Annotated in this window: 9 protein-coding genes; all 9 read left to right on the top strand. The window is 67.8% G+C overall.

Going from position 1 to position 14,174, the window contains the following annotated elements; translation table 11 throughout:
• The first annotated feature begins 25 nt into the window (after nt 1-25).
• The 9 genes from LQG66_RS02225 to LQG66_RS02185 are packed head-to-tail and all read left to right on the top strand — an operon-like array spanning nt 26 to nt 14,174.
• Complete coding sequence (locus LQG66_RS02225; RefSeq protein ID WP_231322958.1) at nt 26-1,462, top strand: hypothetical protein; 1,437 nt, start codon at nt 26-28, stop codon at nt 1,460-1,462.
• Nucleotides 1,463-1,464: 2 nt separating this feature from the next.
• Entirely contained in the window at nt 1,465-1,701 is a 237-nt protein-coding gene (locus LQG66_RS02220; protein ID WP_231322956.1) for a hypothetical protein, read from the top strand.
• A gap of 5 nt (nt 1,702-1,706) precedes the next feature.
• On the top strand, nt 1,707-3,776 hold the full coding sequence (locus tag LQG66_RS02215; RefSeq protein ID WP_231322954.1) for a hypothetical protein: 2,070 nt from the start codon (nt 1,707-1,709) through the stop codon (nt 3,774-3,776).
• Nucleotides 3,773-5,833, top strand: coding sequence for a hypothetical protein (locus LQG66_RS02210; protein ID WP_231322952.1), 2,061 nt, complete (start codon nt 3,773-3,775; stop codon nt 5,831-5,833). The genes LQG66_RS02215 and LQG66_RS02210 overlap by 4 nt, the downstream gene beginning before the upstream one ends.
• Nucleotides 5,834-5,850: 17 nt before the next feature.
• Nucleotides 5,851-7,536, top strand: a complete 1,686-nt coding sequence (locus LQG66_RS02205; RefSeq protein ID WP_231322950.1) for a contractile injection system tape measure protein — start codon at nt 5,851-5,853, stop codon at nt 7,534-7,536.
• Nucleotides 7,488-8,873, top strand: a complete 1,386-nt coding sequence (locus LQG66_RS02200) for an ATP-binding protein (RefSeq protein ID WP_231322948.1) — start codon at nt 7,488-7,490, stop codon at nt 8,871-8,873. The genes LQG66_RS02205 and LQG66_RS02200 overlap by 49 nt, the downstream gene beginning before the upstream one ends.
• Nucleotides 8,870-11,668, top strand: a complete 2,799-nt coding sequence (locus LQG66_RS02195) for an eCIS core domain-containing protein (RefSeq protein WP_231322946.1) — start codon at nt 8,870-8,872, stop codon at nt 11,666-11,668. The genes LQG66_RS02200 and LQG66_RS02195 overlap by 4 nt, the downstream gene beginning before the upstream one ends.
• Nucleotides 11,665-12,042 carry an eCIS core domain-containing protein gene (locus LQG66_RS02190; RefSeq protein WP_231322944.1) on the top strand — a complete coding sequence of 126 codons (378 nt, stop codon included), beginning with the start codon at nt 11,665-11,667 and terminating at the stop codon, nt 12,040-12,042. Before LQG66_RS02195 ends, LQG66_RS02190 begins: the two co-directional genes overlap by 4 nt.
• Nucleotides 12,039-14,174, top strand: a complete 2,136-nt coding sequence (locus tag LQG66_RS02185; protein ID WP_231322942.1) for an eCIS core domain-containing protein — start codon at nt 12,039-12,041, stop codon at nt 14,172-14,174. Before LQG66_RS02190 ends, LQG66_RS02185 begins: the two co-directional genes overlap by 4 nt.

Raw genomic sequence — 14,174 nt, 5'->3', positions numbered from 1 at the left:
ACGTGATAGCGGATACGAGGTTCCCATGAATATCGATGACAACAAGAAATCGCGGGCGGCGCTCAAATCCTACTTCGTCAAGAATGCAATCCCGACCGAGCAGCAATTCTCCCAGCTGATCGACAGCCTCCTCAATCAGCGCGACGATGTCCTGGTCAAGCCCGCAGGCGATCCGCTCTCGATCGAAGCGGTGGGTGACGCCACGAGCTTCAAGAAGGTCCTGAATTTCTACACGCAGATCTCCGACGCCAATCCCGCCTGGACCCTGTCGCTGCGTCCGAGAACCAACCCCAACGATCCGCAGACCGGGCGACCGGGCCTGTCCATCAACGATGCGGCGGGCAACAGCCGCCTGACGGTCGACGCTGCCACCGGCGGGGTCGGCATCGGCGTCGCCGCGCCGATCGAAGCGCTCGAAGTCAATGGTCGCATCAAGGCGGCGCTGCTGGCGATCGGGCCCTGGCCGGCCAACCCCACCCAATATGAGTTCTTCGGCGTGACGTCGCTGGATCAAAACCAGGCGCAGAACTATGCGCTGCTGCAGGGGTCCGCCGGTGCCGACCTCGGCATCACCTTCCTGAACTCGCCTACGTCGATTCGTCTCCGCATCAAGAACGCCGACCGCATGGTCGTCGCAACGAACGGCAATGTCGGGATCGGCACGGCATCTCCCGCAAACCTGCTCGAAGTCGCGGGCGTCGCGAGATTCGGATTGCTTGGCATCGGTCCATGGCCCGCCGGCGGCAACTACATGCATTTCGGGGTGACGACCCTGAACCAGGCGGCCGCCGGCAACTACGCGCTGCTGCAAAGCGCAGCCGGCGGCGACATCGGCATGACCTTCCTGAATTCGCCGACCTCTGTGCGCCTGCGCATCGGCAATGGTGACCGGCTCGTGGTCGATCCCGGCGAGACGACGGTGCTCGGCCCGTTCAAGACGCAGGGCGCCCATTTCGTCAAGCTCGGGTACCCGTCGCCCAGCGGGCGCTACGGCAATGACGGCATCCGCGGCGAGCCCAATCTGTGGCTCGACTCCGCCGGCACCGTCTTCCTCAAGCAGGGCTTCACGTCCATCGGCATGGACGTCGCCGAACGCTTCCCGGCCGGCGAGGCGCTCGTGCCCGGCGATGTCGCCGTGTTCGACGAGCACGACCGGACGATCCATCGTTGCGATCGCGCCATCGACCGCCGCGCCGTCGGAATCGTGTCGGGCGAGGCCGCCTTCATCCTCGGCATCGAGACCGAGGAGGTGCCCATCGCGCTGTGCGGCCGGGTTCCGTGCAAGGTCGACGCCGACGTCGCGCCGATCGTCGCAGGCGACCTGCTGACGACGAGCGCGACGCGCGGCCACGCGCAGAAGGTCGATGATCCCACGGCCTGTGCCGGCGCGATCGTCGGCAAGGCCCTGACGTCGCTGGCCAGCGGCAAGGGCGAGATCCTCGTCCTGGTCCATGGGAGGTGAACATGTTCGTCGTCGGTACGACAAACCAATCAGCTGAGGGTCAGCCCGAGACGGAGCGATCGAGCATGGAAACGCGCCTCAAGGAACGCCTGAGCCAATTGCGCGAGGAGTTCGCCAACGGCCAGGCGCAGCTGGTGCAGGCCGAAGCGCGCGTGCGCGATCTGCGCGAGACGCTGCTGCGCATTTCCGGAGCCATCCAGGTGCTGTCCGAGGAGCTCGGCGAGAACGGCGGGGGCTGACGGCGATGGACGCCATCTCCATTTCCACCGGCCCGCCGGAGCATCCGCTCCTCGACTACGCCACGTTGCTGCGGCAGGGCATGTCCGAGCTGGAACGCGTCGCCGGCGAGCAGTGGACCGACTTCAACGCGCATGATCCCGGCATCACCCTGCTGGAGGCGATGTGCTATGCGCTGAGCGATCTCGGCTACCGCACCTTCCATCCGATCCCTGATCTGCTCGCGGAGGCCGGCGCGCAGACCGAGACCAGCCTGTTCACGCCGGCGCAGGCACTGACCTGCAACGCGGTCACGTCCGATGATCTCAGACGCGTCGTGCTCGACGTTCCCGGCGTGAAGAATGCCTGGATCATCAAAGCGGATGGCACGTCGCCTCCGCTCCGCTATGATCCTGCCGCAAAGACCATCTCGTTCGACCGCGATCCGACACCGGCGGCGAACACCGAGGCCGTAGTGCCCCGCGGCCTCTGGCGCGTGCTGGTGGAGAAATCCGATCTGCAGGACATCGACGCCTCGGCACTGCGGCGCGCGGTCGCGGAGCGGCTGCACGCCAACCGGCCGCTGTGCGAGGATTTCGACGACATCGTCATGCTCGATCCGATGCCGGTCGCCGTGCTTGCCTCCGTCGAGATCGGCGAGACCGAGAATGGCGCCGACGTTCTGCTCGGCATCATCGAGCGGGTCAGCGCGCTGATCTCGCCGTCGGTCGGCTTCCTGCGACTGGACCAGGCCCTGGCGGGTGGCGCGAGCACCGATGAGATTTTCGACGGTCCGCCGCTCGAACGCGGCTTCGTCGATACCTCGACGCTTCCCGCAGCCGAGCGGCGCGTCGCGTTGCACACATCCGACGTGATCCGCGAGATCATGAGCGTGCCGGGCGTGCGCGCGATCCGCTGGATCCGCCTTGCACGCGCCGGCGATTCCGTCGGCGAGCCGTGGTCGCTGACGCTGGACGAAACGGGTGCCGCACGTCTCGACCTCACGGCCAGCCAGATCGAGCTCGTCAAGGATCGGCAGCCGGTCGTGGTCGACACCGCCGGCGCGATCCGCGCCTCTGCCGTGCGCGCGCGCACGGGACAGCTGTATCCACCGCTTGCTACGACCGACCGCGACCTCATCCCGCGGCCCGGACAGGCCCGTGATGTCGCGCATTATCTGCCGCTCGAGACGGAGCTGCCGCGGCTCTACGGCGTCGGCGCCGGCGCGCTGCCCGACTCCGCCGACGACAGCCGCAAGGCGCAGGCCAATCAGCTCCGCGGCTACCTGACGGTTCTGGACCAGCTGCTTGCAAACGAGTTCGCCCAGCTCGCTCATGTCGCCTCGCTGTTCCGCATCGATGACAGCTCGCCGCGTACCTATGCCGGTCAGCTCGTCGGCGCGGATCCTGATCACGATCCGGTGCTTCAACCCGGCTTCGGCCAGCAAAAGCTCGCCGAGCTGGTCGAACCGGAAGGCTCGACGCAAGCCCTGCAGCGGCGAAACCGGTTACTGAATCATCTGCTCGGCCGGTTCGCCGAGACGGTGACCGACGATCCGCAACTGTCCGGAACGTCCACGCCCCTCGATGCCGACGCAGCGACCACGCGGCTGCTGCAGGCCAAGCGCGAATTCCTGCGCGGCATGCCGCATCTCGGATCGGCACGCGGCACCGGCATCGACTATCTCTCGCCCGGATCGTCGTCGGCGCTGATCGACCGGGTGCGCCTGAGGCTCGGCTGGCCCGCGGATCCGGACACGCGCTTCCTGCTCGTCGAGCACATCCTGCTGCGCGCCTTGCCGGAGGACGAGATCAACGCCTTGCCGCTGCTTGCCGCGGCCCCGCGCAACGATCCGTGGACGGCGCAACTCACCTTCGTGTTCCCGTCGCGCTACGCGCAGCTCGGGACCATGATCCAGCGCATCATGCGCGAGGAGACGCCGGCGCATCTCACCGCCTATCTGCTCTGGCTGGACCCCGATCCTTTCGCCGCCTTCGCCGCCACCTATGACGATCTGCTGCTGGCGCTGCAGCATCATCGCCTCGCCGACCGCCTCGGCTCCAAGGCCGGCGGCGGCCCATCGGAGCCACCGGCATGAGCGGCGCGACCACGAGCACGACGACGGTGCTGCGCCTGCGCGAGGCGCGCAATCGCATGCTCGACGCGCTCCAGCTCGGCGAGACCTATCCGGTCCGCGACCTGCCGGTGCCCAACGAGCGGCTGACGGTCGCGTTCAACGACACCGCCACGATCAAGGTCGAGAGCAGCGAAAAGGGCGTCGCATACGGGCTGCGCAACCAGAACGGCGACGCCGTCAGCGCGGTCGTCAAGGGCACGGGAGACACGGTGCCGTTGACGAGCCAGGCGATCCGCGACGACATCACCTTCACGATTCACGCGCGCGCACCGAGCGGGCGCGAGGCGGATCTGCTGGCGACGGCCGGCGTCAAGGTCGGCCTCGATCTCTCGCTGGCGGCGATCCTGTTGCCCGAGGACGGACCGTCACCGCGCATCGTGGACTACAACGCGGCCGTCACGGTGCGGATCCCATCGAGCCAGGATGGTGTCGACTACAGGCTCGTGCGTTTTCCCAACGGCGATCCGGCGCATCCCGACGACATGGCGGCGGCGGCGCAGGACGACATCGTATCGGTGGGCAACCAGACCGTTCGCGGCACCGGCGGACCGATCGAGCTGCCGGGCAAGCCGCTGCAGGCCGACACCGAGCTCCGGATCCGCGCCACCAAGATCTTCGATGCGGCGTTGGCGCGTCCGCCGCAGACCAACGTCCTCGCGATCCGGCTGCGCGTCTACGTCAAGGCCAATCCGGATCTCGTGCCGACGCCGGAGCCGGGCGCGATCGTCGACTTCCAGGCCGCCCCGAAGATCAAGCTCGGCGCGGCCCAGGGCGGCGTCGACTATCGCGCCGTCATGCTGCGCATCGCTGACGCGGCGTTCGCGCAAGGCGTGCCGCCCGGTCCCGGACTGCTCGCGGTGCCGGTGCCGGGGCAGCCTGACGCCATGATACGCCTGCCGTCGCTCGATGCGGCGGATCCGAGCGGCGTCCCGCAAGGCTTCACCATCGGCGCGGATTGGCAGGCCGGCGCCAATGCCGATCTGCGGCTGACGTTGCCGCAAGCCACCGCCGACAGCATCATCGCCATTGCCGCGCGCAAGGCTCATACGACGGGAACGATCTCCTTCAGCTCCTGGACCTGGCTGCGCCGGATGATCGCCGTGCTGGTGCGGCCCAATCCCAAGCCGGGCCTCAGCGCGACCGTGACGCTTGCGGGAGCGGCGACCGACGGGGCGATGACGATCGCCGGCGGTCAGCCCGGCGTCTACTACACGCCGAGAACCACGCCCCCCGTTCCGAACATCCTGCCGGCCTATGTCCATCAGCGCAGTCCGGACGATCCCAGCGCCAACAAGGGCATCGGCCAGATCGAGCTGGAGGTCGACTTCGCCGTGACGCGCGATGGCCAGCCGCCGCTGCCTCCGGTGGTCCAGACGGGCGCGGTCCCGGTCGGCACGTCCTGGACCGTCGCCGCGATGGTGGCGCAAAGCCGCATCGGCATCGATCTTCCAACGCCGGTGGTGATCGCGGCCATTCAGCCGGCGCAATTGACCGCAGGCCTGATCGACCGCGGCGGTATCGCCCATGTCACGGTGCAGGCCAGCGCGGCGAGCGACAGCTACGCGCTGGCGCAGGAAGCCAGCCCGGACGACGTCGCCATCGGCGCGGCGCGCGACGGCAACGGACAGACCCTCGATTTCGCCTCGGCAGCCATTGCCAACGACACCATGCTGGTGCTGTCGGCGACGAGCAAGGCGCCCATTCCGGTGCGCCGGCGGATCAGATTCCCGGTTGCCGTCCGTCCCGATCCGTCATGCCCCGTCCGCGCCGGCGACAGCGCCGTTGCGGCCGGCAATCGTACCAAGATCCTGGTCGACAAGACCCAGATCGAGATCAGCTATCAGCTCGTGGCCGCAGGCGCGCCGGTCGGCGCGGCCCAGCAGGGCACGGGCGGCACGCTCGTGTTCATCACCAATCCGATCAATGCGACCACGACCTTCTCCATCACCGCCACGCGCCTCAATCCACCTGCCGCAACGGCGACGCTCGCCGCGACGGCCACCGTCACCCTCAACTGACCTGTTGGTCGACCGCCATGCCGCAGCGCCACGCCATCCACCGCCAGATCGTCGAGGTAACCGTTGCCAGCGCTGCGACGGCCGAGCGCATCAGCTCCGTCGTCTCGGATCTGATCCGCAACGCGGTGACACCGCTTCTGGAACGGATGTTCGATGAAATGACCCCGCATGCCGAGATCGTGCGCCTCGACCGGCTCGAGCTGGACCTCGGACGGCTCGATCTGGCCTCGCTGCAGCGAGAGCTGCCGGCGCGGATCGCCGCGAAGCTTCCGGCCGCGGTGCTGCAATCGGCTGCGCTACGGCGTTCCGGCGGCGACCCGTCGGGAACGTCGGCGCGAAGTGGCCGGATGAAACCCGACGCCGACGCGGCAGCGCTGCTCGTGATCAGCCACTTCGTGACGACGGGCACATTGCCGTGGTGGTGCGACGGCCGCGGACGCGACCTCCTGGACCGCGCGGCGGACGCCGCGTTGCAAAGATCCCCGGCCAACCTCACCCACAGCCTGCGAGGCTTCGTCTCGGATCCGACCGCGATGAACCGGCTGATCGGGCATCTCTCGGATCAGTCGCTCGAGAAAATCGCCGCCGCGCTGGCGCCCGATCGCGCGGCTGTCCTGCGCGAACTCGCAACGCTGCTGGAGAGCACGTCGATTGCTGATCTGACGCCGCGGCAAAGACGCCTCGTCGTCTGGCGCGGACTGCTCCAGGCGGCCTGCGCCGGCGCACGGTCGGACCTCATCGAGACGGCGTTGACGGCGACGGCCGGCGCGGCCGGCGTGCCCCTGGCGTCACTGCTGGTCGCCTGCACGGCAGCGGCCTCGGCACGACCACCATCGCGGGATGTCGCAGCCCGCCTCGCCGCGTTGACAGCCGCATATTCCGACCTCGCCCCAGCCGACGCGGCGCGTCGCCGTGAACCTGGTCTTTCAGTGTCAGATCCTGCGCTCGCGGCCTTGCATGCGGAGCTCGCGCCATTGACGGCGCGCCTGCCCGACTCCGCGCACAGCGCGTGGTCTGCCGCGTTCGAACGGCTCGCGCAGACTGCGTCAGGCCGAGCGCGCGATGACGCCATTTCGGCCATGCTGCAGCCGCTGTTCACAGCCGCCCTGATGACATCGGCCGAGGCCGATCGCCTGCGGGCGCGGCTCGCGCGGCATGCTCCGGCACGACAGCAACCGGAGCCGATCGCGGCCACCGAGGACTCCCATGCCGTCGTGACGGCCGGCGTCTGCCTGCTCTGGCCGTTCCTGCCGCGCTTCTTCGCGCGCCGCGGCCTGCTCGACGACAAGGAGACGGGCTTCGCGAGCCTGGCCGCGCAACAGCGCGCCGTGCTGCTGCTGCATCATCTCGCGACCGGCGAGCGCGACGCGCCGGAATTTGCGCTGCTGCTGCCGAAAGTGCTGTGCGGGATGCCGCCGTTCGATCCCTGCGAGACCGCGGATCCGGTGAGCGATGTGGAGAGCGCCGAGGCCGCGCAACTGCTGGACGCTGCGATCGCGCATGCGACGTGTCTCGGCACGATCTCGCATGCGGGCCTGCGTGAGACCTTCCTGATGCGACCGGGCATGCTCGGCACGCGCGACGGCGCGTGGCTGCTGCGACTGGAGGGTCGTAGTGCCGACGTGCTGCTGAAACGGATTCCCTGGACCCTGCAGTGGCTGCGATTGCCATGGATGCAGGCGGCAATGCGGGTGGAATGGTGAGCGCGCTGGAGCAGAACGCAACGGATCTCGACGGCGAGCTGAACTGGCTCGCGCAACTGATCGATGCCCGCTTCAAGCTCTATTTCAATCTGGAGGGCACCGAGCCCGTGGCGCCGCCCGAGCCGTCCGATCTGTCGCGTTCGTCCTCCCCCTATGCGACGTTCCTGCGTGAGCTCAAATGCGACTTCGCCGAGCGGGTCGCGCTGGTGCTGGCGCTGGCGCCGCATCTGCGGCCGCAGATCCTCGATGTCTTCTTCACCCGCAACCAGACCTTCGACCGCCGCTTCACCGAATTCGGCGGCGTGCGCAGGGAGGCCGACGGCGACTTCTGGCCGACCGGCGAGACGCTGGCCTTCATCATCGGCGGCACCGATCTCGCCGTGCGCTTCAGGCTGCAGGCGCTGTTCGAGCCCGATCATCCGTTCGCACGGCGCGGCCTGTTGCGGGCGGCGTCCGGTGGCGACGAGCCGCCGATGAAGGCGCGGCTCACTCTGTCCGAAGACGCACTATCGCTGTTCACCCGCGGCGAGCAGCGGCGGCCGAGCTTCGGCGCCCATTTCCCGGCGCAACTCGTCGAGACCGGGCTCGACTGGAGCGATCTCGTGCTGCATCCGGCGACCCGCCAGGGTCTCGGCCAGATCGAATCGTGGATCGCGCACGGCCCCACGCTGATGCACGACTGGCGCATGGCCGCCAAGCTGCGTCCCGGCTATCGCAGCCTGTTCTACGGTCCGCCCGGCACCGGCAAGACGATGACGGCCTGCCTGCTCGGCAAATCGACCGGACGCCACGTCTATCGCGTCGACCTCTCGATGGTGGTGTCGAAATTCATCGGCGAGACCGAGAAGAACCTCGCCGCCGTCTTCAACCAGGCGGAGGGACGCAACTGGATCCTGCTGTTCGACGAGGCCGACGCGCTGTTCGGCAAGCGCAGCGAGACGCGCGATGCGCATGACCGCTACGCCAACCAGGAGATCGCGTTCCTGCTGCAGCGGATCGAGAGTTTCGACGGCATCGCGATCCTCGCCTCCAACCTGCGCGACAACATCGATGACGCCTTCGCCCGGCGCTTCGAATCCGTGATCTACTTCCCGCTACCGCGTCCCGAGGAGCGCGAGCAGCTGTGGCGCCAGGGCTTCTCGCCGAAGGCGCAGTTCGCTGGTGATCTCGACCTGTCGAAGATCGCCCGCGACTACACGCTGTCGGGCGGCTCGATCATGAACGTGATCCGGCTCGCCTCGCTGCAGTCGCTCAAGGACAACGAGCGCCCGATCGGCCGCGACGACCTCGTCGCCGCGATCCGGACCGAGATGATCAAGGAAGGGAGGGCGGCATGAAGCACACGGCAACGCACGCCTCGCCCCATGCGCGGCAGAGCCAGGCCGTGCGACCGAACCGAGGTTTCGCTCTGAATCCGCCCCTCGCCTTCCCGTCTGGGGCGGCCGCGCCGGTGACGCTGCAGCGGACCTGCGCTTGCGAGGAAACGGGCGAGGCATGTTCTCGCTGCGCCGGCAAGCGCACCGGCCTGCAGCGGTTCGGAACAGGCGCGCCGCCGCTCGGGCTGCCCGGTGCGGTCGGCGACGTGCTGCGAAGCCCCGGCCAGCCCATGCCGCCCGCGCAGCGCACGCGGATGGAAGAGAAGTTCGGCCAGGATTTCTCGGCCGTGCGCATCCATGCCGATGCGTCGGCGCAGAACTCCGCCGCGGCGGTCAAAGCGCGTGCCTACACGGTTGGCCGGGATATCGTGTTCGGCAGCGCCGCGCCGGACCCTGCCAGCACAGCGGGCCAGCGGCTGCTCGGCCACGAGCTTGCGCATGTCGTGCAGCAGTCGCGCGGCGGCGTAGCGGCAGGCATCGATCCCGATCCCCGGCTTGAGACTGAAGCGCGGCGGGCGGGCGAGACGGTCGCGGCGAACGGAGCCGTACAGGTCGCGGGCGGGGCCGGCCGCGGTCTCCAGCGCAACGCGAAATCGGATGCGCAGGAGCCGACAAATGCCAACACCGACGGCCCCTATCTGGACGACCCCGACCTTCTGTCGATGGGCTATCGCCAGGGCGATTATGCGTATGTCAGCGAAGGCACCACCATCGACAATGTTCCCGTGAAAGCGGACGAGCGGAGCTATTCCTACGGCCGCGAACAGGATGTCGGCGTGGAGGACGCGCAGAAGATCTATCGCGCGGCGATGCAGAATCGCTACGGCGTGACGCCCGTCGTCATCGACGGCGAGGTCGCCATGGTGCAAGGCGTCGGCGCGGAAGACCAGGGCGAGATCATCGGCAACGAGGTCATCGTCATGCACGATCTGGCGACCGAGGCAGAAGTCACACGCCGCGCCGGCACCTCCAATCCGCAGACGTTCGAAACATTCTCGAAGCAGTACCAGAAGGAGAGGCACACGTCCGAGGGAGTGGTGAAGGCGTTCTTCGAGTACCGCAACGCCTATTCCGACGAACTGCGCAAGGGCTACAAGATAATCGATGCGGCCGCCGGGGTCGCCAATTTCTCCGCGAAGGTCGTCATCGCGATGATTGCCGGCGGTGGCGATCCGATCGCCGCGTTCGCCCCCGGCATCGCCGGCAAGGGCGCCGAGTACAGCGCCAAGGCGCTCGGGGTGAACGACGAAATTGCGGAAGGCATCGGCGGGCTCGTCGAGACGGCCGCCGGCATGGGCAATCCGGCGAAGATGACGACGGCGCAAGCCATCGCCCCGCTGGTCGGCATGGGCGCGGAGAAGCTCGCGACATCGCTTGGTGTGTCGAAGGAAGATGCATCGCTGATCGGCCAAGGCGCCACGTTGGCGACAGGCCATGCCGGGTCGATCGGCAGGAAGGGCCCTTCGGTGGGCAACGCGTTTCGTGCGAGCCTGCATGGGCCGGCAGGCGAAGCGCCGACTGCCAGGCTGCCCGCCGGAAAGACCTCTGCTGCCGCTCGGACGGAGACGAAAGCACCCGGAATTCTTCCGCATGCCGAAGAGCCGTTTCAAACGAAGGTCGTCTCGCGGCCGGAAAAAACGCCCGCGCCGACCGAGGTAGAGACAAAGCCCATCACGCGTCCACGCGGCGAGGAGCCGCTCCCCGCAAAAACGACCGCAACCGCCACCACTTCGCCGCCAAAGCTCGACGAGACCGCCGCGGCCATCGAGCCGAACCGGGCGACGGCGCGCAAGCCGGCGGACAACGGGCATGATGCGGTCGTCACGCCCGAGGGCGTCGGTCGGTGCAGCCCCACGCCGTGTCCGGTCATCCAGGTCGAGTACAAGAACGAACTGGCCGACAATCCCGATCTGAAACAATGGAACGACGAGGTTCAGGGGTTGCGCCAGACCAACCCGCAGCGCGCGGCGGACGAAGCGGCCAGCCTCATCCGCGCTTGCGAGGCGGCGCGCAACAATGCACAGCGGTCGCCAGAAGAGGGAAGCGGAACGTCGGCGGCCAGTCGCCCCGGTCCCGAAACCCCCAAAGGCCGTCCGGGCGATGCATTGGCTCGAGAGGCGGAACGGCTCGACGCAATGCGCAGGATAGCAGCCCGGCAGGAGGCCGCGCTCGGCAAGACCGATCCCGATTTCGCAAAGCGTATCGAGAGGGAGACTGCCGAACTTCAGAATAGGAAGCAGGCGGCGAAGCTCGGCAAGCCGGCAGCGCCGTCCACCCCACCGTTGCGTACTCCCATCGGACCCAAGGTCGAGAACCCGCTGCCGCCGCTTCAGACCGGTCCATACAGGAACGGCCCGGATGCAGTGGCGGGACATCATGTTCATCAGTCGGCCAGCATGTCGCCGCGAGGTACGGTCTCCGCCAAGGGCAATCCCAACCACAATCCGGCAATTGCCATCAGGCAGAACGTCCCCGGCTTCACCGAGGCACAACATGGCGCCGCTTCCGCGACCCAGCGCAACCTCAACCGGGCGATGCATGGCGAAACGCACGAACCGAACATTGGCGAAGTGCAGATCAAGTCGAGTGGTGAGGGCACATCAGTCACGCCCTCGCCTTATTACGAGGATGTCAAAGCTTATTTCGCACTCCGCGCTGCCGGCCGCTCGCACGAGGAAGCGCTGGATTTGGTGATGCGTTCGCGTGATCAGATCGACGCGTCCGGCGATCCCATCATACGGGTGCCGACGCGATGAGCGCGCAACGCGCCATGGCCGTGAAGGCAGCGCCCGTCGCTCGGGCGGCCCGGCCGGTGACGCTGCAGCGGACCTGCGCATGCGAGGAAACGGGCGAGACATGTTCTCGCTGCGCTGGCAAGCGCACCAGCCTGCAGCGGTTCGGAACAGGCGCGCCGCCGCTCGGGTTGCCCGATGCTGTCAGTGACGTGCTGCGAAGCCCCGGCCAGCCCATGCCACGCACGCGGATGGAAGAGAAGTTCGGCAAAGACTTCTCGGCGGTGCGCATCCATGCCGATGCGTCGGCGCAGAGCTCCGCCGCCCGCCCGATCGGCCGCGACGACCTCGTCGCCGCGATCCGCACCGAGATGATCAAGGAAGGGAGGGTGGCATGAAGCAGACGGCAACGCACGCCTCGCCCTATCAGCGGCAGAACCAGGCCGTGCGACCGAACCGCGGCGTAGCTCTGAATCCGCCCCTTGCCTTCCCCGCGACCGCGATGCTGCAGCCGCGGCTCGAGATCGGCCCGGTCGACGATCCGTTCGAGCGCGAAGCCGATGCGATGGCGCGCCGGGTCGTCGATGGTCCGGTGCCTGCGAGCTACGCAAGTCCGGCATCGCTTGGCGCGGTCTCCGCAGTTGCGCCGCGCGTGCAACGCCAATGCGCCTGCGGCGGCACCTGCCCCGACTGCCGCAAGGATCTGATGCAGCGCAAGGAAGCGCACGGCGGTCTCGCGGCCTCGCCCGCAGCGATGGCGCCGCCGGTCGTACATGACGTCCTGCGTTCGTCCGGCACCCCGCTCGACGCTGCGACGCGCGCCGATATGGAGCCGCGCTTCGGCCAGAGCTTCGAAGGTGTTCGTGTCCACACCGATGCACAAGCCGCGGCCTCGGCGCGTGCGGTTGGCGCCCAGGCCTACACGGTCGGCCGCAACGTCGTGTTCGGCGGCGGCCATTATGCACCGCAATCGCCCGCCGGCCGCCGGCTGCTCGCCCATGAGCTGACCCATGTCGTGCAGCAGGGCCGTCGGGGGGCGGTGCTGCAACGCCAGCCGGACCCACCGCTGGATGCCCGTCTGCAGGTCATCGAGGAAGGAGGTCCCGCCGCCCAGGCGCGGCTCGACCAGATCCTGCGCGCGGGCGGACCCGTACCGAAAACGACCAAGGTCATTGGAGCCGCGATCATCGACATCGAGGGTTACACAGGCCCGAAGGAAATGCGCGCTATCAGCGGCGCGGACTCCGATGCGCTGGGCCAGGGAGCCGCGGTGTATCACGCCAGCAGTCCGAGTAGCCGCACCTTGTCGGGCACGCGCAGCATCGCCGGCTCGGGCCCGCGGCGCGACTTCCCGTTTCAGCATGTCAACGATGCGGAGATGAAGATCTTCGAGGACATCATCGCCCGGCTGCCGAAAGGGGCCAAGGGCACCATCCGTTTCTCGACCATCCGCGTTCGTCAGGTCAACGGACAAACCGTCTTCGAGCCCTATCCGGCCTGTTCGGGGTGCATCCGCGCCAGCTTCGAGACGTCCGGAACGCTGTCGAAGGTCGACCTGGTCAGCCATGCGCCCGTGCATCCGACCGGCAATGCGGACCTCGCCGAAACGCCCGCTAGCGGCGGCAGCGGCGGTGGTGGTGGCACGCGCGCGCGCTTCAAGAGCATCGGCATCGGCGTCGGCACGACCGCCCTGTCGATCGGCATCGGCTTGCTCAGCTCCTACCTCAAAGCCCGGGTCGATCGGAAGATCGCCGCGGCGCAGATCGATCGCAACCAGGCGAAGGCGCAGAAGGTCATCGACGACAGCGCCGACACCGTTCTGAAGATGATGCTGAGCAGCCCGGAGCAGACGCTCTACGCGCGCGTCTTCATGAGCAGCGCGGTGATCTCGACCATCGAAGCCAATCCCGCCGCAGTCGAGCCGACCGTCAGCGATTCATCGCCAATCATCGATCTGACCGGCGTCGGCTTCACGTTCCAGCAGCTCGACCCCGAGCTGAGCGATACGTTCCAGCAGTTCAGCGGCGGCGGACGTCACTTCACGATGGTGCGCCTGCTGGTCAGCGAGATTCCGCTCGAGACCCCGTCGATCGAGGATCTGATCGCCACCGCCAAGGCGCGCAAGCTGCCGCTGGATGAACTCCGCTACTACGTCCTTGGCCGGATGGCCGGACTGGACCAGAGCGATCCCAACAAGTTCATCGCGTCCGTGAACCGCTGGCAGAAGATCCTGGAGCTCATCGATCAGAAGGCGGCGCCTGTCCAAGCGCCTGCGCCGCCACCCGCCCCCGCGCGTCCGCCGGCGCAAGCGCATCCCAATCCGCCGAACTACAAGCCGCCGGCTTCCAACACGAACACGTTCCCGACGGTGCAGCAGCAGACCGGCACCGTTTGTCCGAACTGCCACACTCCAAACAAGAGCAAGGACAGCTGGAAGGACCTGAGCTTCGGAAACGGCCCGTCGCCCTTCGGCAAGCAGCCGAACGACGAGGCCACGCGCAAGCTCATGCAGGAGTGGCTTTCGAAGTGA

Source organism: Bradyrhizobium ontarionense (genome assembly GCF_021088345.1).
Classification (GTDB): domain Bacteria; phylum Pseudomonadota; class Alphaproteobacteria; order Rhizobiales; family Xanthobacteraceae; genus Bradyrhizobium; species Bradyrhizobium ontarionense.
The sequence above is the reverse complement of the archived record's forward strand: the minus strand, read 5'-3'. Positions and strand labels throughout refer to the sequence as shown.